Raw genomic sequence first — 24,574 nt, 5'->3', positions numbered from 1 at the left:
GTGCGCACGGTGTGTGACCAGGACGACACCGGGCATGGTGCGTTGTCGGTGGCGTACGGCAGGATGGGTCGGATGAGCGAAGACCGCACGAGCGGCAGCCGGACCGGGGCCGGGCCGGCCGACCCCGTGATCGCCGAGCTGCCCGCCTATGCCGAGCGGGTCCTGGACGTGGCGGACCTGATCCCGCCCGGCCGCGTCATGACGTACGGCGACGTCGCGGAGTGGCTCGGCGACGGCGGGCCGAGACAGGTCGGCAGGGTGATGGCCCTGTACGGCTCCGCGGCTCCCTGGTGGCGCGTCGTGCGCGCCGACGGGACGCTGCTGCCGGGCCATGAACTGCGGGTGCTCGGCCACTACCGCGAGGAGGGCACTCCGCTGCGTGCGGCCCCGCGTGACGCGGACGGGCACGTCCCGCGCCTCGACGTGAAGCGGGCCAGATGGGACGGCGTGACCGGGGGTCCGGGCGACGAAGCTCACAGCTGACAGCTTCCGCCATCGCGCCCCGCCGGGACAGGCGCCGGGCCGGTGAGCAGGACACTCCGGCGAGCCGGAACCGGCCGTATGTGACGCGGGACGCGGCCCGATGCCCGATGTCCGCCCCGCCGACGGCGTAGCGTCGTCCACACGCGGCACGCTCGCTCCCTCATCCTTCATGTGTCACGGCCGGTCCCCTCGGGAACCGGCACCGTCCGTCACCAGTAAGCCTCCGACCGGGCCGTCACCCCATGGCCGGCCACCGCACAGACCCGAGAAGACCCTTCAGGACCGGCGATCCACGTGAGTTCCTCCTCCACCACCCGGAACAGCCCGCACCGTCAGGCACGGCGGCGGGTCACGGGCGCGTACCGACTGGTGCGTACGCCGCCGGGTTCTGTGGACCCCCCTCTCCTGGACGCGCCGCAACGCGCCGTGGTTGACCATGGGGACGGCCCGCTCCTGGTCCTCGCCGGACCGGGCACCGGCAAGACCACGACGCTGGTGGAGGCGGTCGCCCGGCGCGTGGCACGGGGGACCGACCCCACCCGCATCCTCGTCCTCACCTTCAGCCGCAAGGCGGCCGTCGAACTCCGCGACAGGATGGCCGCCCGGCTCGGCGGTACCCGCGGCCCCCAGGCCACCACCTTCCACTCCTACTGCTACGCCCTGGTCCGGGCCCACCAGGACGCCGACCTCTTCGCCGACCCGCTGCGCCTGCTCTCCGGGCCCGAACAGGACGTCACCGTCCGCGAGCTGCTGGCCGGCCAGCTCGGCCTGGAGCAGACCGGACTGGCCCATGTCCGCTGGCCAGACGAACTGCGGGCGTGTCTGACGACCCGCGGCTTCGCCGACGAGGTGCGCGCGGTGCTGGCCCGCAGCCGTGAGCTGGGCCTGGGCCCGGACGCGCTGGCGGCGTTCGCCCGCCGCACCGGCCGCCCGGACTGGAGCGCCGCCGCCCAGTTCCTCGCCGAGTACCTCGACGTACTCGACGCCCAGGGCGTCCTCGACTACGCGGAACTGGTCCACCGGGCGGTCCTGCTCGCCGAGCGCCCGGAGGTGGCGGCGCAGCTGGCCCGGAGCTACGACGCCGTGTTCGTCGACGAGTACCAGGACACCGACCCCGCACAGGTGCGCCTGCTGCACGCGCTGGCCGGGAACCCGGGGATCGCCGCTCCGGGAACCGGCGGCGGCCGGACCCTGATCGCCTTCGGTGACCCCGACCAGTCGATCTACGCCTTCCGGGGCGCCGACGTGAACGGCATCCTCGACTTCCCCGACACCTTTCGGCGCGCCGACGGCGCGCCCGCCCCCGTCGGGGTCCTCACGACCTCGCGGCGCTCCGGCGCACACCTCCTCGAGGCCACCCGGCTACTCACCCGCCGGATGCCCCTCACCCGGCTGCCCTCGGACAAGGTCCGCGCCCACCGGGAGCTGTCCGCCGTGCGGGAAGGGGGGCGCGTGGAGGCGTACACCTATCCGACGCCCTCCACCGAGCTGGAGAACATCGCCGACCTGCTCCGGCGCGCGCACCTGGAAGAGGGTGTGCCCTGGACGGACATGGCGGTCCTGGTACGCGCCGGCGGGCGTTCGATCCCCGCTGTGCGCCGGGCGCTCACCTCGGCCGGAGTCCCGCTGGAGATCGACGGCGACGATCTCCCCCTGCGTCACGAGCCGGCTGTCGCCCCGCTCCTGGCCGCCCTGCGCACCGTCGCCGCGGCGGCGCTCCACCCCGGCGCACCCGGGGGCCCGGAGGAGGGGGCGGCTGGCGGGATCGAAGAGGCGGCGCCCGGCGGCCCCGGCACGGAGTCCGCCGGTGGCGACGCCGCTGCACCTGCCCGTCCCGGCACGGAGTCCGCCGGTGGCCACGCTGCTGCACCTGCCCGTCCCGGCACGGAGTCCGCCGGTGGCGACGCCGCTGCACGCGGCGCCCTCGACACCGAGACCGCCCTCACCCTGCTCACCTCGCCCCTCGGCTCCATGGACGCCGCGGACCTGCGCCGGCTCGGCCGGGCCCTGCGCGACGAGGAGCGGGCCGCCGGGAACCGCGTACCGCCGCCGTCGGGGGATCTTCTGGCGAGGGCGCTCGCCGAGCCGGAACGCCTGGTCACGCACGACCCGGCGTACGCCCGCGGAGCCCAGCGGCTCGGCGCGCTCCTGCGCAAGGCCCGCGAACTCCTCGAAGGCGGCGGTACCGCGGAGGAGGCCCTGTGGACCCTCTGGAACGGCACCCCCTGGCCCGGCAGGCTGGAGCGCGCCGCGCTGCGCGGCGGCGCGGCCGGCCGGAACGCCGACCGGGACCTCGACGCCGTGTGCGCCCTCTTCGACACCGCCGCCCGGGCCGAGGAACGCACCGGGGGACGGGGCGCCCTCAACTTCCTGGAGGAGGTCGACGCCCAGGACATCGCCGCCGACACCCTCTCCCGGCGCGCCGTACGGCCCGACGCCGTACGCCTCATGACCGCGCACCGGTCCAAGGGCCTCGAATGGGGCCTGGTGGTCGTCGCCGGGGTGCAGGAGGGGCTCTGGCCCGACCTGCGCCGCCGGGGTTCCCTCCTGGAGGCGGACCGGATCGGACGCGACGGGCTGGCCGAACCGCTCACCCCGGGGGCGCTCCTGGCCGAGGAGCGCCGCCTGTTCTACGTGGCCGCGACCCGGGCCCGTGAACGCCTGGTCGTCACCGCCGTCAAGGCGCCCGCCGACGACGGTGACCAGCCGTCCCGCTTCCTCACCGAGCTCGGGACCGAGCCCCGGGACGTCACCGGACGGCCCCGCCGCCCCCTCGCGGTGGCCGCGCTCGTCGCTGAACTCAGGGCCACCACCGTCGACCCCGCCGCCTCGGAAGCCCTGCGGGACGCGGCCGCCCGCCGGCTCGCCCGGCTCGCGGCGCTCACGGACGACGAGGGCCAGCCGCTCGTGCCGGCGGCCCACCCCTACCGCTGGTGGGGGCTGAACGAACCGACCCGCTCCGAGGTCCCGCTGCGCGACCGGGACCGCCCCGTCGCCCTCTCGGGGAGCGCGCTCGACCAGCTCGCCAACACCTGCGCCCTCCAGTGGTTCCTGGGCCGTGAGGTGAAGGCCGACGCCCCGGCGACGGCCGCCCAGGGCTTCGGCAACGTCGTCCACGTGCTCGCCGACGAGGTGGCCTCCGGCCGCACCGCCGCCGACCTGGACGTCCTGATGGAACGCCTGGACTCCGTGTGGGACGGCCTCGTCTTCGACGCCCCCTGGAAATCGCAGCAGGAGAAGGACCACGCCCGCGCCGCCCTGGAACGCTTCCTCCACTGGCACGTCCTGGACCGCGCGGGGCGCACCCCCACGGCCAGCGAGCACGACTTCGACGTCACCCTCGAGGCGGGCGAGTACGCCGTACGCATCCGTGGCTCCATGGACCGGGTCGAACAGGACGCCGAGGGGCGGGCCTACGTCGTCGACTTCAAGACCGGCAAGGGCGCGCCGACCAAGGACGAGGTGGCCTCCCACCCCCAGCTCGCCGTGTACCAGCTGGCCGTCAGGGAAGGGGCCCTCGACGAGGTCTTCGACGGCCGCCGCCCGGATGCCGGGGGCGCCGAACTCGTCCAGCTCCGGCAGCCCGCCCCGAAGAAGGAGGGCGGCGACGCCCTCCCCAAGGTGCAGGCCCAGGAGCCCCTCTCCGGTGAGTGGGTCTCCGACCTGCTGGCGACGGCCGCCGGACGGGTCCTGGACGAACGGTTCACTCCCACGACCGGCCAGCACTGCACCCACTGCGCGTTCAAGGCGTCGTGCGGCGCACAGCCCGAAGGACGGCAGATCATCGAATGATCTTCCCGGCGGAATCCGTGCGGTACGGCGTTGTCGGCGCGTCCGGTTAGCCTCTCTGGAGTGTCCTCCCGAATCACCGATCCCGAGCAGCTCAAGGAGCTCCTCGGGATCCCCTTCACCCCGGAGCAGACGGCCTGCATCACCGCGCCGCCCGCCCCGCAGGTGATCGTGGCCGGAGCGGGCTCCGGGAAGACCACGGTGATGGCCGCCCGGGTGGTGTGGCTGGTCGGCACCGGACAGGTCGCGCCCGAACAGGTCCTCGGCCTGACCTTCACCAACAAGGCCGCCGGTGAGCTCGCCGAGCGGGTCCGCAAGGCACTCGTCGCCGCCGGGGTCACCGACCCCGACGTCATCGACCCGGACCACCCCCCGGGCGAGCCCAGCATCTCCACCTACCACGCCTTCGCCGGCCGGCTCCTCACCGACCACGGCCTGCGGATCGGCCTCGAACCCACCACCCGTCTCCTGGCGGACGCCACCCGCTACCAGCTCGCGGCCCGGGTGCTGCGGGAGGCGCCCGGCCCCTACCCGGCGCTGACCCGGTCCTTCCCCACCCTCGTGAGCGATCTGCTCGCCCTGGACGCCGAGCTCGCCGAGCACCTCGTACGCCCCCAGGAGCTCCTGGAGTACGACACGGAACTCCTGCGGGAACTGGAGACGGCCAGGCTCACCAACGCCGAGCTGCGCAGGATCCCCGAGACGGCCGAGGCACGCCGTGAGCTCCTCGGGCTGACCCGGAGCTACCGGGCGGCCAAGCGCAGCCGTGACCTCCTCGACTTCGGCGACCAGATCGCGCTCTCCGCCGAGCTCGCCCTGACCCGGCCCGAGGTCGGCGCCGTCCTGCGCGACGAATTCCGGGTCGTCCTGCTCGACGAGTACCAGGACACCTCCGTCGCCCAGCGGCTGCTCCTGGCCGCACTCTTCGGCGGAGGGGGCGGAGACGGCACGGCCGGTCACGCCGTCACCGCCGTCGGCGACCCCTGCCAGGCGATCTACGGATGGCGCGGCGCGTCCGTGGCCAACCTCGACGACTTCCCGCAGCACTTCCCGCACGCCGACGGCACCCCCGCCACCCGCTACTCGCTCAGCGAGAACCGCCGCAGCGGAGGCCGCCTCCTGCACCTCGCGAACGGCCTCGCCGAACCCCTGCGCGCCATGCACGAGGGAGTCGAGGCACTGCGCCCCGCACCCGGAGCCGAGAGGGACGGCACGGTCCGGTGCGCCCTCCTGGCCACCCACGCCGAGGAGATCGAGTGGCTCGGCGACTCGCTCGCCCATCTCGTACGGACCGGGACGGCACCCGGGGAGATCGCCGTCCTGTGCCGGACCGCCGGGGACTTCCCCCGCATCCAGGCCGCCCTGGTCGCCCGCGACATCCCGGTCGAGGTCGTCGGCCTCTCCGGACTGCTGCACCTCCCCGAGGTCGCCGACCTCGTCGCCGTCTGCGAGGTGCTGCAGGACCCCGGAGCCAACGCCTCCCTGGTCCGGCTGCTGACCGGACCACGCTGGCGCATCGGACCACGCGACCTCGCCCTCCTGGGGCGCCGCGCCCGCCTCCTCGTCCACCGCTCCGCCCCGGAGGACGACGACGCCGATCCGGAGCGGCGCCTGGCGGAGGCCGTCGAGGGAACCGACCCGGCCGAGGTGATCTCGCTCGCCGACGCCCTGGACACCTTCCTGGAGGCGGGCGGCTCCGAGGACGACCGGCTGCCGTTCTCCGAGGAGGCCCGCGTGCGCTTCGCCCGTCTCGCCACCGAACTCCGCGATCTGCGCCGTTCGCTGGCCGACCCCCTCATGGACGTACTGCACCGCGTCCTCGCGACCACCGGCCTGGAGGTGGAGCTCTCGGCGTCGCCGCACGCCCTGGCCGCGCGGCGACGTGAGACCCTCGCCAACTTCCTGGACGTCGCGGCGGGCTTCGCAGCGGTGGACGGGGCGGCGACCCTGCTCGCCTTCCTCGGCTTCCTGCGCACCGCCGCCCAGTACGAGAAGGGCCTCGACAACGCCCTGCCCGGCGGCGAGAACACCGTGAAGGTCCTCACCGCACACAAGTCCAAGGGTCTGGAGTGGGACGTCGTCGCCGTCCCCGGCCTCGTCGGCGGGCAGTTCCCCAGCACCCGGTCCCGGGACGCGTGGACCTCGCAGTCCCAGGTCCTCCCGCACGCCCTGCGCGGCGACGCGCCCACGCTGCCGTCCCTCGACGCCTTCGACGCCAAGGGACTCAAGGCGTTCAAGGAGGAGATGAAGGAGCATCAGCACACCGAGGAGCTCCGCCTCGGCTACGTCACCTTCACCCGCCCCCGCAGCCTGCTGCTCGGCTCCGGCCACTGGTGGGGCCCGTCCCAGAAGAAGCCCCGCGGCCCGTCCGTCTTCCTGGACGCGCTGTACGAGCACTGCGCGGCGGGACACGGCGAGATCGAGGTCTGGGCGGACGAACCCGGCGAGGACGAGGAGAACCCCGAGCTCCGGGACAAGGACGCCGACCAGGCCTGGCCGCTCCCGCTCGACGACACCGCCATGGCCCGCCGCAGGGCCGCCAGGGACACGGTGCTGGCACATCTGGAGGCCCTGGCGGCCGCGCCCGTGCCGGACATGGTGCCGGGAGCGTACGGGGAGACCGCGCCCGGCGGGCACCCCGGGCGCGCACAGGAGCCGCCCTACGACGACGAGCCGCCCTTCGAGGACGACGAGCCGCTTCACGAGGACGACGAGCCGCCGTACGACGACGCGGACGCCCCGTACGACGACCCGTTCCCGGACGGTGAGGAGGATCCGGGCAGCGCCGGCCCGCCCCCGGACGCCCCCGCACCGCGCGTCCCCGCCGCACGCACCCCTGCCGACGAGGGCCTCACCCCCGAGGAGTCCCGCACCCTCGCCTCCTGGGACCGCGACCTCGACGCCCTCGCCGGTGAGCTGCGCCGTGCCCGTGCGGCCGTGCGTGACGTCGTCGTACCCGCCACGCTCTCCGCCACCCAGCTCCTGCACCTCGCCGACGATCCGGAGGGCTTCGCGCGGGAGCTCGCCCGCCCCATGCCGCGCCCCCCGCAGCCCGCCGCGCGCCGGGGCACACGCTTCCACGCCTGGGTGGAGTCGCGGTTCGAGGAACTGCCGCTGCCCATGCTGGGCCCGGACGAACTCCCCGGGGGCGACGGGAACGACGCAGAGATCGCCGACGAACGGGACCTCGCCGAGCTCAAGGAAGCCTTCGAGCGCTCCGCGTACGCCCGGCGTACGCCCTACCGCGTCGAGACACCGTTCCAGATCACACTCGGCGGCCGGGTGATCCGCGGCCGGATCGACGCGGTGTACCGCACGGGTGACACGTACGAGATCGTCGACTGGAAGACCACCCGGCACCGCACGGCCGACCCCCTCCAGCTGGCCGTCTACCGGCTGGCCTGGGCGGAACTGCACGGGCTGCCACTGGAAGCGGTCACCGCGGTCTTCCTCTACGTGCGCACCGGGGAGACGTCCCGCCCCACCGGGCTGCCGGGCCGGGAGGAGCTGGAGAAGCTCCTGCTGGACGAGCCACCTCCGCAGGGCCGATAGGCTCATGAGCATGAGCGACACCCCGGACAGCGCCGTCCGTACGTACACCGAGCAGCACCGCGCGACCTTTCTCGACGACCTCGCCGAGTGGCTGCGCATCCCGTCCGTCTCCGCCCAGCCGGAGCACGACGGGGACGTACGGCGCAGCGCCGAGTGGCTGTCCGGCAAGCTCGCGGAGACCGGCTTCCCGGTCACCGAGGTCTGGGAGACGCCCGGAGCCCCCGCGGTCTTCGCGGAGTGGCCGTCACAGGATCCGGACGCACCCGTCGTCCTGGTCTACGGCCACCACGACGTGCAGCCCGCGGCCCGCGAGGACGGCTGGAACTCCGACCCGTTCGATCCGGTGATCCGCGACGGCAGGATGTACGGACGCGGCGCCGCCGACGACAAGGGCCAGGTGTTCTTCCACACACTCGGGGTCCGTGCCCACCTCGCCGCGACCGGCCGCACGACCCCTGCGGTCCACCTCAAGCTCCTCGTCGAGGGCGAGGAGGAGTCCGGATCGCCGCACTTCCGCGCGCTGGCCGAGGAGCGGGCCGCCCGTCTCGCGGCCGACGTCGTGATCGTCTCCGACACCGGCATGTGGGACGAGAACACCCCCACCGTCTGCACCGGCATGCGCGGGCTCGCGGAATGCGAGATCGAGCTGTCCGGTCCCGGCCAGGACATCCACTCCGGGTCCTTCGGCGGAGCCGTCCCCAACCCCGCGACCGAGCTGGCCCGCCTGGTCGCCGCTCTCCACGACACGGAGGGCAGGGTCGCGGTCCCCGGCTTCTACGACGGGGTCGCCGAACTCACCGGGACCGAGCGCGCCCTCTTCGCCGAACTGCCCTTCGACGAGGACACCTGGCTGCGCACGGCCGGGTCGCGGGCCACCGCCGGCGAGGCCGGCTACTCGACCCTCGAGCGCGTCTGGGCCCGTCCCACCGCCGAGGTCAACGGCATCGGCGGCGGCTACCAGGGAGCCGGAAGCAAGACCGTGATCCCCGCGTCCGCCCTGGTGAAGCTGAGCTTCCGGCTGGTCGCCGGCCAGGACCCCGAACGGATCCAGGAGGCGGTCCGCACCTGGGCGGAGGACAGGATCCCCGTCGGCATCCGCCACCGGATCACCTTCGCGCCCGCCACCCGCCCCTGTCTGACACCGCTGGACCACCCCGCCCTCCAAGCGGTGGCCCGCGCCATGGGCCGGGCCTTCGGGACGAAGATCCTCTTCACCCGCGAGGGAGGTTCGGGCCCCGCCGCCGACCTGCAGGACGTGCTCGGCGCACCCGTCCTCTTCCTCGGCATCTCCGTGCCGTCCGACGGCTGGCACGGCCCCGACGAGAAGGTCGAACTCGACCTCCTCCTCAAGGGCGTGGAGACCGCCGCCCACCTGTGGAGCGAGCTGGCCGACGCACTCCGCTGAATCTCTGAACGCCCGATCCGCCCCCGGGGGAGTAGGAAGCACCTGTGAGCACCTTCGACAACGCCACCGCAGACCGCCCGATCGGTCTCACCGCGCCCAGCGGCATCGACCGCGCCGCGCACCACCGGCTCGACGAGGCCTGGCTCGCCGCGGCCTGGAGCCACCCGACGACCAGAGTCTTCGTCGTCTCCGGGGGGCAGGCGCTCATCGACGACACCCCCGACGGTGGCACCGAGCTCGTCATGACACCCGCCTTCGAGGCGCCGGTCACCGAGACCCACCGCTACTTCCTGGGCACCGACGAGGACGGCGTACGCTACTTCGCGCTCCAGAAGGACTCCCTCCCGGGCCGCATGGACCAGTCCGCACGGCCGGCCGGTCTGCGCGAGGCCGGGATGCTCCTCGGCCCGCGCGACGCCGGTCTGATGGTCCACGCGGTGGCCCTGGAGAACTGGCAGCGGCTGCACCGCTTCTGTTCACGCTGCGGCGAACGCACCGTGATCGCGGCAGCCGGGCACATCCGCCGCTGCCAGGCCTGCGGCGCGGAGCACTACCCGCGCACCGACCCCGCCGTGATCATGCTGGTCACGGACGACCAGGACCGTGCGCTGCTGGGCCGCCAGGTGCACTGGCCCGAGGGGCGGTTCTCCACCCTCGCCGGCTTCGTCGAGCCGGGGGAGTCGATCGAGCAGTCCGTCGCCCGCGAGGTCTTCGAGGAGGCGGGGGTCACCATCGGCGAGGTCGAGTACATCGCCAGCCAGCCCTGGCCGTTCCCCTCCAGCCTGATGCTCGGCTTCATGGCCCGCGCCGTGTCCTCGGAGATCACCGTGGACGGCGAGGAGATCGAGGAGGCCCGCTGGTTCTCCCGCGAGGACCTGACCGCCGCCTTCGACTCCGGCGAGGTGCTGCCGCCCTTCGGCGTCTCGATCGCGGCACGCCTGATCGAGCTCTGGTACGGCAAGCCGCTCCCGAGGCCGGGCGGAGCCGGCTGACGGTGCGGGCGCCGCCGCGGCATCCCGGCTCCGTGCGCGCCGGGACACCTCGGTAGAGTCCGGGGCCATGCCCGAACCGAGCGTCCGCCACGGCGCGACCATCGATGCTCTCATGGCCAATGCCGGCCGTTCGACCCTGGCCTTCAAGCAGGCGAACGCGGACCGGTACCACGCGACTGCCTTCTGGTTCAACGATCTCGTCGACGCCACGTCCGGCACCGAGGTCGTCGAGCAGTACCTCGTGACGGCGGCGGAGATGACGCGCTACGACCTGGGCGAGCTCACGCTGCGGCCTGAGCTGTGCGAACCCGTGATGAGCGCGGAGAGGCTCCTCGTCACGGGCTTCTCCGACGCGTGGACCGTCCTCGGTGACCTGGGTGTCGCCGTGATGCCCACCAGCGGACTCCACGCCCACGGCAGGCGCAAGGGCTGGACCTGGACGACGGACGAGATCACCGACGGGCTGGCCGCGCACCACGACGACATCGCCCGGATCGGTGCCGAGCCCCGGCCGGCGTACATCCTGGGCCACGACGTGGGACAGACGGACGGGGCACGACTGCAGGCCGTCGTCGTGGGCCAGGTGGCACGCGGGGACGACGGCCATGTCCGCTTGGGCTCCACCGTGCCCGAGGGCTGCGCCGGTGCACCGGTCTTCGTCGGGGAGGAGCTCGGGGACGACCGGTTCAGGCTGGTCTGCCTCGGACTCGTCCTGGCCGGTGAGAAGGGGAACCGGATAGCGACCTTCGACCGCATCAGGGCCGCTGTGCGGGAACCGGCGGCGGAGCGCGCCACGGGGCCGGCGGCGGACTCGGTCGAGGACATGGCGAGTCCGCCGGGCCCCGGCGGAGAAGCGGTACGGCGCGCCGGCTGGTGGCGGAGGAAGCCCCGCAAGCGCTGAGAATCGCCTGCCTGCCTGCCTGCCTGCCTGCCTGCCTGCCTGCCTGCCCTGCAGCGCCGCACGGTCGGGGCCCCCGCTCCCCGCGCGATGCGCAGGCCGCGCACACGGCGTCCGGTCCGGCCGCGGCACGTCAGTCCAGCAGGGCGGCGTCCGCGAACGTCCCTCGGGGGGCCGCCGGCCAGGCCTGCGTACGGTACCGGCGCCGCCCGTCCGCCACGGTCGGCCGGCGCCTCGCCGTGGACGGGCTGCCGTCGTACGGGGCCCGGTCACGCGAAGACCCCCGAACCGGCGCCGGGCCGGTCGGGGGTCTTGTGTCCCGTGCGGGTCAGACGCCGAGCGCCTGCTTCACCTGGGCAAGGCTCGGGTTCGTCATCACGACCTCGGCGCCACCACCGGAGGGAACTACCTGAACCGTGGGTACCGTCTGGTTCCCGCCATTCGCCTTCTCGACGAAAGCGGCCGAATCCGGGTCGTGCTCGATGTTGACCTCGGTGTACGCGATGCCCTCGCGATCCATCTGCCCCTTGAGCCGGCGGCAGTAGCCGCACCACGTGGTGCTGTACATCGTCACAGTGCCCGGCATGTCGTCGGTGCTCCCTTGTCTCGTGTGTCCCGTGGGAAGGTCCCGCTGAGTGCGGGACCGGCGCGTCCGCGCACTGTCCCGCATGCAGGGAACGTCCGGGACCCGAACGCCATTCCCGGCCCCGGACCGGGGACGGTTCCCGGACCCGCCGCGTACCGGCACGACACCTCCGAAGCCGGTACGACAATCGGCGGCCCCTGTGGACAACCGCCACGGCCGTTCCTCGCGACCTGGCAGCATGGCAGGGTGACAGCAGCAACGCATTCCACCCTCTTCCCACAGGTCCCCGACTCCGCGGACGCCGTGCTCGACGGGCTCGACCCGGAGCAGCGCGAGGTCGCGCTGGCCCTCGGTGGACCCGTGTGCGTGCTGGCCGGAGCAGGTACGGGCAAGACGCGGGCGATCACGCACCGCATCGCCTACGGGGTGCGTGCCGGGATCCTCCAGCCGACCACCGTGCTCGCCGTCACGTTCACCAACCGGGCGGCGGGCGAGATGCGGGGCCGGCTCCGGCAGCTCGGCGCGACCGGTGTGCAGGCCCGGACCTTCCACTCCGCGGCCCTGCGTCAGCTGCAGTACTTCTGGCCGAAAGCAGTCGGTGGGGAGCTTCCGCGTCTCGTGGAGCGCAAGGTCCAGTTGGTCGCAGAGGCCGCCGCCCGCTGCGGGATCCGGCTCGACCGCAACGAGCTGCGGGACGCCACCAGCGAGATCGAGTGGGCCAAGGTCACGCAGACCGTGCCCGCGGACTACCCGGCCGCGGTCGCGAAGACCCAGCGGGACGCGCCGCGCGACCCTGCCGAGCTCTCGCAGATCTACGCGATGTACGAGCAGCTGAAACGCGACCGATCGGTGATCGACTTCGAGGACGTGCTGCTGCTCACGGTCGGTATCCTCCAGGACCGGCACGACATCGCCGAGCACGTGCGCCGGCAGTACCAGCACTTCGTCGTCGACGAGTACCAGGACGTCAGCCCGCTCCAGCAGCGGCTCCTGGACCTCTGGCTCGGTGACCGGGACGACCTCTGCGTCGTCGGCGACGCCGGTCAGACGATCTACTCCTTCACCGGTGCCACCCCCGACCACCTGCTGAACTTCCGCACCCGCCATCCGGACGCGACGGTGGTCAAGCTGGTGCGGGACTACCGCTCCACCCCCCAGGTCGTCCACCTGGCCAACGGCCTGCTCAGCCAGGCCCGGGGCAAGGCGGCCGAACACCGGCTGGAGCTGGTCTCGCAGCGGGACAAGGGCCCCGAACCCGTCTACACGGAGTACGCCGACGAACCCGCGGAGGCCGAGGGCACCGCACGCCGGATCCGTGACCTGATCGCCGCCGGGGTGCCGGCGGGAGAGATCGCCGTGCTGTACAGGGTCAACTCCCAGTCCGAGGTCTACGAGCAGGCCCTCGCGGACGCGGGTGTGCCCTACCAGCTGCGGGGCGCCGAGCGCTTCTTCGACCGTCCCGAGGTGCGGGAGGCGGGGGTCGCCCTGCGCGGTGCGGCCCGCGCGGGCGGCAACGACTCCTTGCTCGACGGCGCCGACGACCTGCCCTCCGAGGTGCGGGCGGTGCTCTCCACCAAGGGATGGACCTCCAAGCCGCCCGCCGGCTCAGGGGCGGTGCGGGATCGCTGGGAGTCCCTCGCCGCGCTGGTGCGGCTGGCGGAGGACTTCGAACAGGCCAAGCCGGGCGCGACCCTCTCGGATCTCGTGGCCGAGCTCGACGAGCGGGCCGCCGCCCAGCACGCGCCCACGGTCCAGGGCGTCACGCTGGCCTCGCTGCACTCGGCCAAGGGGCTGGAGTGGGACGCCGCGTTCGTCGTCGGGCTCACCGAGGGCATGATGCCGATCGCCTACGCCAAGACGGACGAGCAGGTCGAGGAGGAACGCCGGCTGCTGTACGTCGGCGTCACCCGGGCCCGCTTCCACCTGTCGCTGTCCTGGGCCCTGTCCAGGTCGCCGGGCGGACGGGGCAACCGCCGGGCGACCCGCTTCCTCAACGGGCTCCGCCCCGGATCGGCCGCGGTCGGCACCCGTGGCGGCGCCGGAGGGGGTGGCGGAATCGACCGCGGTTCCCGTCCGGGCAGGGCCGGCACCGTCACGGAGGCGTCCGCCCGGCCCGCGAGGAGGGGCCCGGTGCGATGCAGGGTCTGCGGCAGGACGCTCACCGAGGCCGGCGAGCTGAAACTGATGCGCTGCGAGGACTGTCCTTCGGACATGGACGAGGCGCTGTACGAGCGGCTGCGTGAGTGGCGTGCGGACCGGGCGAAGGAGATCAGCCAGCCCGCCTACTGCGTCTTCACCGACAAGACGCTGATGGCCATCGCGGAGGCGGCGCCGGGCAGCGAGGGCGAGCTCGTCGTCATCGCGGGTGTCGGGAACCGGAAGCTGACCAGGTTCGGGGCCGATGTCCTGGCCATCTGCGCAGGTCGGACGGTGGGTCAGGAGCCGGAGGAGGGCGACGGCGAGGTGTGAGAAAAACTCGGCGAAAAAATAGTTTGCGCCCGCAGCGGCAATCACCATAGGTTCTTAACCACGGGAACAGCGACTTCTCTGAAGCCCTGACTCCGTGCTGTACTTATCCGAATACCGCAGGACCGGTCCCGGCCGGTCCCTTGAGACGCCGAGAGGAGGCGATTGTCGTGATCAGCATCATCAACACCATCGAAATGACCGATCCGTCGGTCGTCTCCGCCTGCTCGCTCGGCCTCACCCGCTCGGCAGAGCTCTCCCTCGGTGGCACCCGTGTGTCCGGCGTTCCCGCCGTCCGCCTGCTGCCCCTGGCGAGCCTGCCGGTGCGGAAGCGCAATGAGCGACCGACCGAGGCGCCGGAAGCAGCAGTAGTGAAGGGACAGGCCTCGGCCTATGCCTTTGCGGCAGCCGCAGCCGGTGCCGGAGCCAAGAAGCAGACGACGCAGCACCACACGATGTGGGCCTTCCGTGGGCCTGAACCCTGGAGTGATCCAGCCTGATTCGAATCAGGCCGGCGCCTTCAGGGCCGCGGAACCCCACCCGGGATCCGCGGCCCTTTTGTTTTGTCCGAACGGATGAGACGAGACGAAGGAGCCTCGGGACAGCAGGACCTGGTACCAGCCGCCAACCGGCCAACAGGCCGGCACGACCAGACGAGGACAACGCCACCGTGCAACTCGAGACGCACGCCCCGTCCGTACCGCCTTCCGACACGATCTCCCCGCCCGGCCTCACGGAGGACTCCACCTTGATCCCCCTCACCGCGCTCACCGCGCTCGACGACGCCATCGAGAACCTCGGCGTACCCGTTCCCTGCCGTTCCTACGACCCGGAGGTCTTCTTCGCCGAGTCCCCCGCGGACGTCGAGTACGCCAAGTCCCTCTGCCAGACCTGCCCGCTGGTCGAGGCCTGCCTCGCGGGGGCCAAGGAGCGGCGCGAGCCGTGGGGCGTCTGGGGTGGCGAGCTCTTCGTGCAGGGCGTCGTCGTCGCCCGGAAGCGTCCGCGTGGGCGGCCGCGCAAGAACCCGGTCGCGGCGTGACCGCCGGCCTGGGGGTCATGTCCCCCACACGAACGAAGCGCATCGGAACCATCGACCGTCCCCAGACCCATGACCCCCGGAATCAGGCACCAATGACCACCACCACGCGGGAGCCCGTCGGCTCCGCGACCCCGGACGTCACCATCATCGGCGCGAACGACTCGCGCCAGAACAGGACCCGCGAAATGCAACTCATCCCAGAAGCCCTGGCCCGTGCGCATATGCACGACCGCCTGAGGGAAGCCGAGGAGGGACGTCAGGCCGTGCGCCTGGTGTCCGCCCGGCGGATGCAGCGCCGTGCGGAGCGCGCCTCGATGCGCGCCCGTCGCGCGCTCGCCATGGCCGTCATGCACTGACACCCCGTCATGCACTGACACCTGCACCAGTACGGCGCACCACGGCTGCCGGGCCACCGCTCGGCCTTCAGGCAGCCACACTCCCCTTCTGCGGGGCCGGCCCTGACAGGCCGGCCCCGCAGTGCATGTGCGGCGAGGAGGCGGCGTCTCCTACACCTCGACCGGCGTATCCTCCTGGGCACCGTCCTCGTCCGTCGTACGTCCCTCGGCGCCGTCCTCGTCCGGCACGGGATCCATGAGGAACCCCGGGAGCCACGACTCCAGTTCGTCCCGCAGCCGGACGGTCGCGTTCAGTTGGCACAGCACCCCGATCGTGCTCAGGGTCACGCGGTGTATCAGCAGGTAGGACGGGGGCAGATTCAACTGCTTGCCCAACTGGTGTGCGGGGGAGCGCGGGTCGGCGATCCGGGCGGCCTGGCTGCGCAACCAGGAGCGGGTGAAGGTGAACTCGTCCGCCTGGGCCGGCTCGATGATGGGGAGCAGATAGGCGAGCACGGCGTCCGGTTCGAGCTCGATCGACTCCTTGACGAACCCTGCCTCGCGCAGCATCGCGTAGACGCCGTCCGCGTCCCCCTCCAGCGTCATCCGCAGGGCGTCACCGATGGTCTCCGGCAGACCGCCGGGCAGCCGGTCCACCGTGCCGAAGTCCAGCACCCCCAGGCGCCACAGGCCGGGATCCGCGTCCGTGCCCTCGGCGGTCTCCTCCTCAGGAGGGAGCAGCCGGAAGTTGCCGGGGTGGGGGTCCGCGTGCAGCAGACCTGTACGCGCCGGCCCGGAGAAGAGGAAGCGCGCCAGCAACTGGCCCGCGCGGTCCCGCTGTTCCGCAGTGCCGTCGGCGATGACCGCCGACAGAGGGATCCCGTCGATCCACTCCGTGACCAGTACCTGATCCGACTGGTGCACCACTCCCGGGATCACCACGTCCGGATCGCCCTCGAACTCGGCCGCGTGCTCACGCTGGGCGCGGGCCTCGAGCTCGTAGTCCAGTTCCTCGGACACGCGGTCGCGGAGCTCCGTGATGAGCGGTTTGATGTCCATGCCGGGGACCAGGGGGCCGAGCAGCCTCGCGAAGCGGCTGAGCTGGGTGAGATCCGACAGCAACGCCTCACCCGCTCCCGGGTACTGCACCTTCACGGCGACGTCACGCCCGTCGTGCCAGACGGCCCGGTGGACCTGTCCGATCGAGGCCGCGGCGGAGGGCTCGTCCTCGAATTCGGTGAACAGCTCCCGCCAGTCCTCGCCGAGCCGCTCCGCCAGGACACCGTGGACGGCCCGGGTCGGCATGGGCGGTGCGGCCTCCTGGAGCTTCGTCAGCGCCGCCCTGTAAGGGCCCGCGACATCCTCGGGCAGCGCGGATTCGAAGACGGACAGCGCCTGTCCCAGCTTCATCGCGCCGCCCTTCAACTCGCCGAGCACCTTGAAGAGCTGTTCAGCCGTGCGTTGCTGGACCTCGCGGGCCACGATCTCGGCGGACTTCCCGCCGATCCGCTTGCCAAGGCCCCAGGTGGCACGCCCGGCGAAGCCGAGCGGCAGAGCTGCCAGCTTCGCGGTACGGGTGACCGCCTTCCGGGGAAGATCAGACATGTGCCCCTCCAGTTCCCAGACTGCCGTGCCACGTGACGTCCGGCCCACTCCGTCCGTGGCGGTCACCCGGCCATTGTGTCCTGCGTGGCGGCGGCCGCGGAGGTGAGCTCCACCTCAGTGTGCCCGGCGGCGCCGCAGGGGCAGTCGGGGTGCGGCCCCAGCCGCTCCGACCGCCAGTCCAGCAGGGGCATCGCGGCCTCCCACCGTGTCCCCGTGCCGGCGGGGAGTTCTCCGTCGAGGAAGGACAGCGCGTGGGCTGCGGCGAGACCGGCCACCGCTGTCGCCAGGCCCAGATCGCAGGCCTGCACACAGGTGCGTCGCCCGGACTTCCACTGCGCGAGCATCCGCGGCCACTGGGGGTCCTTGTCCGCCCGGCTCAGGGCCAGGCAGCCCGCGCATCCGGTGCCTCCGGGCAGCACCAGCGGACCGACCACTCCCGTGGCCTCGATGACGCCCGCGTAGAGATGCGGTGTCCCCGCGGCGATCCATGGCGCGGCGACGTCCGGATCGGGGGCGTAGACGGAGAGGCCGTCCCTGGGCGCGACCACGATCAGGGACAGGGCGGGCTCAGCGCACGCCGGAGCCGTGCTCGCTCCTCCCTGGCGCGGGGCCCCGCCGACCGCCGATCTGCGCACCAGCTGCCGGGCCGCGGTGTCCCGGCGCTCCCCGACCGACGAGGCCGGAAGTCCCCCCGGAGAGACGTCCCAGGGTTCGGTGCGGCCCCCGTCGAGAACCTCGACGTGACCCACGCCCGAACCGGACAGCACCGCGGCGACGGCCGCGCCGACCCTGCCCGCACCGCGCACCTGGACCCGCATCGCCCGCCGGGCCGCGAGTCTGCGCAGCCCGCCGCCGGGCGCCGGATGGACGACGGAGAGCGCCGCCGCGTCGGGGCGCTGCCGCTCGACGGCCTCGGCGCGACGCCGTAAGGCCTCGGCCTCCGGGCCGCCCGCGTCCGGATCGTCCAGCAGACCGGCTTCCATGAGGCGTGACACCAGAATGTCCACGTGACGGTCCGACAGGTCCAGCGCTCTGGCCTCCTCGCGCAGCAGGGGAAGGCCGCGTGTTCCGTCGAGCAGTTCCAGAAAGCTGCCGGTGGCGATATCCATCGGCCCCAGCGTTACCGCGTGCGCGGGCGTCACGCCGAATTGCACGGTGTTCCGTCCACGCCAGGCCCGCCGGAGTGCGGGCTTCAGCATGAGATGCATGACTTCTCCCAGGTCGGTGTCGGGATCCGTTGTCAGAATGCAACGTGGCGGAGAAACGGGCGGAAAGTTATCCACAGGCTGGGGCATTAGTCGTTCAAATGGTGCGGGCGAAGAAAGTGGATCAAGGTTGCACCGTCGAGGGGTGGGACTTCCGCCGCCGCCAGCGGGTAACGTCGTGCCGTGCCCGCCGACTCCCCTCCCGGTCTCGCCGGGGAGACCCCCGCGCGCCGCGCCGGACGCCAGCAGCGCAGCGCCGCAGCCGCCCATCAGCCCCGTGCGACGGTGACGGGCGCGGTCGAGGTCCGCAGGAGCGCGCGGCGCAGCAGAACGGTCTCCGCGTACCGGGAGGGCGAGCGGACCATCGTGCTCATCCCGGCCCGGATGTCGGAGGCCGAGGAGCAGCGCTGGGTCGGCGTGATGCTCGACAAGCTCGCGGCGCAGGAGAGCAAGCGGGTCATCGGTGACAGCGAGCTGTCCGACCGTGCCGAGCGGCTCTCCGGCCAGTATCTCGACGGCCGGGCGCGGCCCGCCTCCGTGCGCTGGGTGACCAATCAGAACACCCGCTGGGGCTCATGCACCCCGGCGGAGGGCAGCATCCGGCTCTCGCACCGCCTGCAGGGGATGCCGGAGTACGTCGTCGACTACGTCCTGCTCCACGAGCTGGCCCACCTGCTGGTCCCGGGGCACGGGCCCCGTTTCTGGCGGCTCCTGGAGTCGTATCCCCGGACCGAGCGTGCGCGCGGGTATCTCGAAGGAGTCGTGGCGGCCGAGCGGCTTCCCCAACTGCCCGCCGCTCGCGAGGAGTGACGTCGCCGGTTGTGTACCGGGTCTGTACCGGCTTGGCTCATTGTCGTGGTTTGCGGTTAGCCTGACGCGACGCATTCACCTTCGGGATGGGGGACGGTCGTTACGCATGGCCAGGGAATTCCAGCGCGGCCACAAGGCCAAGGTCAGTGATCTCACGTCAGGGACGGATCTGTACGTAGGCGTGCAGATCGCGGGCTCCGGCCTGACGTTCGACATCAGCTGCTTCGGTCTCGACGCCGACGAGCAGCTCTCCGACGACCGGTATTTCATCTTCTTCAACCAGCCGAAATCGCCTGAGGAGTCCATTCAGCTCCTCGGCGCCCAGGCCGGTGACACCGAATCGTTCCGCGTCACCCTCGACCGCATTCCGGCGAACATCCACAAGCTGTCCTTCACCGCGACCCTCGACGGTGCCGGACAGATGTCGCAGATCGGTCCCGGATACATCCGGATCGTCGCGGGCGGTGAGGAGGTGGTGAAGTACGCCTTCACCGGTTCGGAGTTCACCACCGAGCGCGCGGTCATGCTCGGCGACTTCTACCTGAAGGACGTCTGGCGCTTCGCCGCGGTCGGCCAGGGTTTCGACGGCGGACTCGACGCGCTGCTCAAGAACTTCGGCGGCGAGGTCGCCGAGGAAGCTCCCGCCGCACCGCCCCAGGGCGCCCCTCCCGCCTTCGCACCGCCGCCCCAGGCCGCCGCCCCTCCCGCCTTCGGTGCTCCGGCAGCGCCCCAGGCGCCCCAGCCGGCACCCGCCTTCGGCGCCCCGGCGGCGCCGGCTCCCGCACCGCAGCAGCCCCCGGTGCACGCGGCGCCCACGATCGCCGCACCGATGGCACCCCAGGCGCCCGCTCCGTACGGGCAGCCGCCCCAGCCGCCGCAGTTCGGGCAGATCCCGGGACAGGGCGCTCCATCCGCAGCCCCGCCCTACGGTCAGCAGCCTCCTGGTGCCCCGCCCTACGGGCAGCAGCCCCCGGCGCCGTTCGGGCAGCAGCCCCCGGGCATGCCGCACGGCGGTGTCCCCCAGGGGGTCCCCGCCACCGGTGCGGGTCTGCAGGCCGCCCTGCAGCCCTACAAGGAAACGGCCACGGGTCAGCGCTGGACCTCGCAGAACCAGCAGCTCATGCGCGTCGACCTCACGATGGGCGGCATGCCCGTGTTGGCCCGTCAGGGCAGCATGGTGATGTACCAGGGCAAGGTCGACTTCGGTTACAAGGGTGCCGGATTCGCGGGCCGCATGGTCGGCAACGCGACCGGCCAGGAGATGCAGCTGATGCGCTGCACCGGCCGTGGCCAGGTGTTCCTCGCCGAAGAAGGGGCGCATCTGCACCCCATCGAACTGCAGGGCGACGGCATCTGTGTCTCCGCGGAGAGCGTCCTCGCCTTCGACGAGTCCCTGCAGTACGAGGTCCGCAGGATCGAAGGGCACGGCATCCCCGGCGGAGCCCTGTTCACCATGCAGTTCCAGGGCACCGGCACCGTCGTCGTCAAGACCCACGGTGTGCCCGTCGTCCTGCCGGTCACACCGACCACCTTCGCCGACTGCAACGCCGTGGTGGCCTGGTCGTCCGCGTCTCAGGTGATCATCTCCAGCCAGGTCCGGCTGCGCCGCAACGCGTACCCGGGGCACAGCGGGGAGACCGTGAACCTCCAGTTCCGGGGAGCCCCCGGGAACTTCATCGTCGTCCAGCCCTACGAGGTCTGAGGGAGCCCGTCATGAACCAGCAACTCGCGGGCTTCGCCCCGACCCCCGTCACGGCCCGCATGGAGAACCACGGCCGCACGATGCTCAAGGTCGCCATGGCAAGCGGCCAGGACCTGTACGCGCGCACCGGCTCGATGGTGGCCTACGAGGGCTTCATCCAGTACGAGCCCAACCCGCCCGCCGTCCGCCAGATCGCGTCCCAGTGGATCACCGGCGAGGGCACGCCGCTGATGAAGTGCGCCGGCGACGGGCTGCTCTACCTCGCCGACTACGGCGCCGACGTGGTCGTCATCAACCTGGACAACGACTCCCTGTCGGTCAACGGCACCAACCTCCTCGCCTTCGACAGCCACCTCACCTGGGGTGTCGAGAGGGTGAAGGGACTGGCCAAGTTCGCCGGCCAGGGCCTGTGGAACGTCTGCGTCCAGGGCACGGGGTGGGTCGCCATCACCTCGCGCGGTACGCCGATCGTCGTCGACTGCGGCCGGGGCGAGGACGAGACGTACGTCGATCCCGACGCCCTCGTCGCCTGGTCCCCGAACCTCAAGGTGAAGGGCAAGCGCAGCTTCAAGGCGGGCTCGCTCATCGGGCGGGGCAGCGGAGAGGCCTACCAGATGGCCTTCTCGGGTCAGGGCATCGTCGTCGTCCAGCCGAGCGAGGACAGTACGGACCGCCTGCGGGTCCGGAACTGAGCGGGGGAGGAACACACCATGCAGAGTCCGCTTTTCAGCCACACCGAACAGCAGTCGCAGGACCGCTACGCCGTCCAGAACCCGCAGCTCCTGCGCGTCTCGCTGACCGGTCACGACGACGTCCTCGCCCGCAAGGGCGCCATGGTCGCCTACCAGGGGCTCATGGAGTTCGACGGGGAGTACCAGTCGCAGAGCCAGCGCCGCGCCCGCAGGACCACGGGTGAGGGCCTCGACCTCATGCGCTGCTCCGGCCAGGGCACGGTCTATCTCGCCAACCTCGCCCAGTACATCCACGTGGTCGACGTCGACCACGAGGGTATGACGGTCGACAGCGCGTACGTCCTCGCGCTGGACTCCTCGCTGCACACCGAGGTCATCGCCGTGGACAGCCAGTACGGGATCTCCGGCACCGGCAAGTACCAGCTGAACATCTCGGGCAATGGCAAGGTCGCGCTGATGACCTCGGGCCAGCCCCTGATGATGCAGGTGACGCCCGACAAGTACGTCAACGCGGACGCCGACGCGATCGTCGCCTGGTCGAGCGGGCTGCGGGTGCAGATGCAGGCCCAGACCCACTCGTCGGGGGTCATGCGACGCCGCGGCAACACGGGGGAGGGCTGGGAGCTGAGCTTCCTCGGCCAGGGTTTCGCCCTCGTCCAGCCGAGCGAGGTGCTGCCTCCGCAGAACGCCCAGATCGGCCAGGGGGCCGCGGCCCAGTTCGGTGTGGGCCAGCACGGCGCACACGGCCAGAACCAGAACAACGCCTGGAACTGACCCGGTCGTCACCGCGGGCAGTGGGGGCGGTCTTCGTGCGGAGGCCGCCCCCACCCGTGTCTAGAGGCCGTGCGCCAGCCGAGCCCGGGTGCTCTCGAGCAGCCGCACGACCGAGGCGTCCGCCACGCCCGCCACCTCGTCGTAGGGGAACCAGCGCAGATCGAGCGACTCGTCGCTGATCTGCTCCACGGCACCGGCCGACGCCGTCGCCGCGTACTGCACGTCCAGGTGCCAGTTGCACGGCGCCGGGATGGGATGCCGGTCCAGCCGCACCGGCCCGCCGGGCAGCAGGGAGAGCCCGGCGATCCCCGACTCCTCCGCGGCCTCGCGCAGAGCCGCGGCCGCCAGCGTGGTGTCCTGGGGCTCGCAGTGCCCACCCATCTGCAGCCACATCCGCAGCTTCCTGTGCAGGGTCAGCAGCACCCTGCCGCGCTCCGGGTCGACCACCAGCGCGCTGGCCGTGAGGTGTCCGGCTCCGCACGCCTTCCACATGCCGTCGGAATGCCCGGCCAGATGCTCCAGGTACGTCAGACGGAGCCCCGCCTGCTGCGCGTCCCGCCCGTCGTAGCCCTCCAGAACCGAAACCGCGTCGTCGTACAGGCTCACCGGCCGCTGTCGCCCTTGTCGTCGCTCTTCGGGTCGTCGTCCCCGGGCTCGTCCTCGCCCTGCTCCTCGGCGGTGGGCTTCTGCGGGCCCCTGGCCGCTTCTCCGAGCATCTTGTCCAGCTCGGAGAAGTCCAGCTGCTCGTGGTGGACGAAACCGTCCGGGTCGTCCAGGTCCTGGGCCGTCGGCAGCATGTCCGGGTGCTCCCACAGGCCGTCACGGCCGTCGACGCCCCGGGCGTCCGTCAGCGAGGCCCACAGCCGCGACGCGTCCCGCAGCCGGCGCGGCCGCAGCTGGAGACCGATGAGCGTGGCGAAGGTCTGCTCCGCGGGGCCGCCGGACGCCCGGCGCCTGCGCATGGTCTCGCGCAGCGCGTCCGCCGAGGTCAGCCGGGACTTCGCGGCCTCGTGCACCACCGCGTCGACCCAGCCCTCGACGAGCGCGAGGGCCGTCTCCAGACGGGCCAGGGAAGCCTTCTGCTCCGGAGTGTCCTCGGGCTGGAACATGCCCTGCTGAAGCGCGTCCTGCAGCTGCTCGGGCTGCGACGGGTCGAACTGGCCGACGACGTCCTCGAGCTTGCTGGTGTCGACCTTGATGCCGCGCGCATAGGCCTCGACCGCGCCGAAGAGATGCGAGCGCAGCCACGGGACGTGGGCGAAGAGCCGCTGGTGGGCCGCTTCGCGCAGCGCCAGGTACAGCCGCACCTCGTCCTGCGGCACGCTGAGGTCCTTGCCGAACCGCTCGACGTTCAGCGGGAGCAGCGCGGCCTTGCCGGCCGGTGCCAGCGGAAGGCCGATGTCGGTCGAACCGACGACCTCGCCGGCGAGCACGCCGACGGCCTGCCCGATCTGCTGGCCGAACATGGCACCGCCCATGGACCGCATCATGCCGATCAGCGGGCCGGCCATGGCCTGCATCTCCTCCGGCAGGACGTCGCCCATGGCCAGGCCGACGCGCTCTGCGACCGGATCCACCAGCTGCTGCCAGGCCGGCAGTGACGCCTCGACCCACTCGGCACGGCTCCACGCCACCGTCGTGACGGAGCCCGAGGGCATCGACGTCACGCCGTCCAGCCAGAGGTCGGCCAGACGCAACGCCTCATCGACGGAGGACCGCTCGGCGGGGCCCACGCTCGCGTCCTTGCTGCCGTCCGCCGTGCCCTGCGACACGGTCTGGCGGGCGATCTGCTTGGCCATGTCCCAGTTGACCGGGCCGCCCTCGTAGCTCAGCATCTGGCCGAGCTGCTGGAAGGCGGCACCCAGGTCGTTCGGGTTCATCGAGCCGAACATCGCGGCGAACGGGTTGTCCCCGCCCGCGCCGGGCCCGAAGCCGAACGGGTTCGCCGGCCCGTCCGAGCCCTGCCCACCACCGGTGGGGTCCTTCTTCTTGCCCTCGTCGCCGTCTTCCGGCTCCTCCGGCGGAAGGCCGAATCCGAATGGGGTGTCACTCACGGGTTTCCTCGGCTCGTAGGGCCGCCGGCTCGAACCGACGGCGACTGCCCGACATCACCATCCAGCGTAGACACCGAAGTCCGCTCGGGCCCTCAGTGCTCCGCCGGCTCCCGGCCTGCGGCAGGATGGACGCCACCTGGTACGCACGCGTCATGCGGGTACGTACTGAAGACAACCGCTGGAGACG

At 72.2% G+C, this 24,574-nt stretch carries 19 protein-coding genes; 14 read left to right on the top strand and 5 right to left on the bottom strand.

Annotated features, from left to right (window positions below; genetic code table 11):
* Positions 1-72 precede the first annotated feature (72 nt).
* From LWJ43_RS10865 to LWJ43_RS10840, 6 genes are all read left to right on the top strand, one after another.
* On the top strand, positions 73-483 hold the full coding sequence (locus LWJ43_RS10865; protein ID WP_277332078.1) for an MGMT family protein: 411 nt from the start codon (positions 73-75) through the stop codon (positions 481-483).
* Positions 484-777: 294 nt separating this feature from the next.
* On the top strand, positions 778-4,275 hold the full coding sequence (locus LWJ43_RS10860) for an ATP-dependent helicase (RefSeq protein WP_277332077.1): 3,498 nt from the start codon (positions 778-780) through the stop codon (positions 4,273-4,275).
* Positions 4,276-4,335: 60 nt separating this feature from the next.
* Positions 4,336-7,824, top strand: coding sequence for an ATP-dependent DNA helicase (locus tag LWJ43_RS10855; RefSeq protein ID WP_277332076.1), 3,489 nt, complete (start codon positions 4,336-4,338; stop codon positions 7,822-7,824).
* Between the two features lie 10 nt (positions 7,825-7,834).
* On the top strand, positions 7,835-9,229 hold the full coding sequence (locus LWJ43_RS10850) for a dipeptidase (protein WP_277332075.1): 1,395 nt from the start codon (positions 7,835-7,837) through the stop codon (positions 9,227-9,229).
* Positions 9,230-9,273: 44 nt separating this feature from the next.
* Complete coding sequence (gene nudC / locus LWJ43_RS10845) at positions 9,274-10,221, top strand: NAD(+) diphosphatase (protein ID WP_277332074.1); 948 nt, start codon at positions 9,274-9,276, stop codon at positions 10,219-10,221.
* Between the two features lie 67 nt (positions 10,222-10,288).
* On the top strand, positions 10,289-11,122 hold the full coding sequence (locus LWJ43_RS10840) for a hypothetical protein (protein ID WP_277332073.1): 834 nt from the start codon (positions 10,289-10,291) through the stop codon (positions 11,120-11,122).
* Between the two features lie 325 nt (positions 11,123-11,447).
* Here the strand turns inward: LWJ43_RS10840 and LWJ43_RS10835 are convergent, their stop codons facing one another.
* Positions 11,448-11,705 carry a mycoredoxin gene (locus tag LWJ43_RS10835; protein WP_277332072.1) on the bottom strand — a complete coding sequence of 86 codons (258 nt, stop codon included), beginning with the start codon at positions 11,703-11,705 and terminating at the stop codon, positions 11,448-11,450.
* Between the two features lie 246 nt (positions 11,706-11,951).
* On the opposite strand from LWJ43_RS10835, the gene LWJ43_RS10830 reads away from it, so the two are divergent.
* The 4 genes from LWJ43_RS10830 to LWJ43_RS10815 all read left to right on the top strand — a co-directional run bounded on the left by LWJ43_RS10830 (position 11,952) and on the right by LWJ43_RS10815 (position 15,566).
* Positions 11,952-14,174, top strand: a complete 2,223-nt coding sequence (locus LWJ43_RS10830) for an ATP-dependent DNA helicase UvrD2 (protein ID WP_277332071.1) — start codon at positions 11,952-11,954, stop codon at positions 14,172-14,174.
* 167 nt (positions 14,175-14,341) lie between these two features.
* Positions 14,342-14,671 (top strand): hypothetical protein, encoded by a 330-nt coding sequence (locus LWJ43_RS10825; protein ID WP_277332070.1) that lies wholly within the window; start codon positions 14,342-14,344, stop codon positions 14,669-14,671.
* Between the two features lie 170 nt (positions 14,672-14,841).
* Positions 14,842-15,210 (top strand): WhiB family transcriptional regulator, encoded by a 369-nt coding sequence (locus tag LWJ43_RS10820; RefSeq protein WP_277332069.1) that lies wholly within the window; start codon positions 14,842-14,844, stop codon positions 15,208-15,210.
* On the top strand, positions 15,207-15,566 hold the full coding sequence (locus tag LWJ43_RS10815; protein ID WP_277332068.1) for a hypothetical protein: 360 nt from the start codon (positions 15,207-15,209) through the stop codon (positions 15,564-15,566). The genes LWJ43_RS10820 and LWJ43_RS10815 overlap by 4 nt, the downstream gene beginning before the upstream one ends.
* 150 nt (positions 15,567-15,716) lie before the next feature.
* Here LWJ43_RS10815 and LWJ43_RS10810 read toward each other — a convergent pair whose 3' ends face one another.
* Positions 15,717-17,150 carry an ABC1 kinase family protein gene (locus LWJ43_RS10810; protein ID WP_277332067.1) on the bottom strand — a complete coding sequence of 478 codons (1,434 nt, stop codon included), beginning with the start codon at positions 17,148-17,150 and terminating at the stop codon, positions 15,717-15,719.
* Positions 17,151-17,212: 62 nt separating this feature from the next.
* Complete coding sequence (locus LWJ43_RS10805) at positions 17,213-18,358, bottom strand: ThiF family adenylyltransferase (RefSeq protein WP_277332066.1); 1,146 nt, start codon at positions 18,356-18,358, stop codon at positions 17,213-17,215.
* Between the two features lie 180 nt (positions 18,359-18,538).
* Here LWJ43_RS10805 and LWJ43_RS10800 point away from each other — a divergent pair, with 180 nt between their 5' ends.
* The 4 genes from LWJ43_RS10800 to LWJ43_RS10785 all read left to right on the top strand — a co-directional run bounded on the left by LWJ43_RS10800 (position 18,539) and on the right by LWJ43_RS10785 (position 22,333).
* Positions 18,539-19,165 (top strand): M48 metallopeptidase family protein, encoded by a 627-nt coding sequence (locus tag LWJ43_RS10800; RefSeq protein ID WP_277332065.1) that lies wholly within the window; start codon positions 18,539-18,541, stop codon positions 19,163-19,165.
* Positions 19,166-19,271: 106 nt separating this feature from the next.
* Positions 19,272-20,867, top strand: coding sequence for a TerD family protein (locus LWJ43_RS10795; RefSeq protein ID WP_277332064.1), 1,596 nt, complete (start codon positions 19,272-19,274; stop codon positions 20,865-20,867).
* A gap of 11 nt (positions 20,868-20,878) precedes the next feature.
* Positions 20,879-21,559, top strand: coding sequence for an AIM24 family protein (locus LWJ43_RS10790; protein ID WP_277332063.1), 681 nt, complete (start codon positions 20,879-20,881; stop codon positions 21,557-21,559).
* Positions 21,560-21,577: 18 nt separating this feature from the next.
* Entirely contained in the window at positions 21,578-22,333 is a 756-nt protein-coding gene (locus tag LWJ43_RS10785; protein WP_277332062.1) for an AIM24 family protein, read from the top strand.
* Between the two features lie 60 nt (positions 22,334-22,393).
* On the opposite strand, the gene LWJ43_RS10780 is transcribed toward LWJ43_RS10785, so the two are convergent.
* Positions 22,394-22,939 (bottom strand): NUDIX hydrolase, encoded by a 546-nt coding sequence (locus LWJ43_RS10780; RefSeq protein WP_277332061.1) that lies wholly within the window; start codon positions 22,937-22,939, stop codon positions 22,394-22,396.
* Complete coding sequence (locus LWJ43_RS10775; protein ID WP_277332060.1) at positions 22,936-24,387, bottom strand: zinc-dependent metalloprotease; 1,452 nt, start codon at positions 24,385-24,387, stop codon at positions 22,936-22,938. The genes LWJ43_RS10780 and LWJ43_RS10775 overlap by 4 nt, the downstream gene beginning before the upstream one ends.
* Positions 24,388-24,574 lie beyond the last annotated feature (187 nt).

This window comes from Streptomyces sp. JH34, assembly GCF_029428875.1.
In the GTDB taxonomy this organism is placed as follows: domain Bacteria; phylum Actinomycetota; class Actinomycetes; order Streptomycetales; family Streptomycetaceae; genus Streptomyces.
The sequence above is the reverse complement of the archived record's forward strand: the minus strand, read 5'-3'. Positions and strand labels throughout refer to the sequence as shown.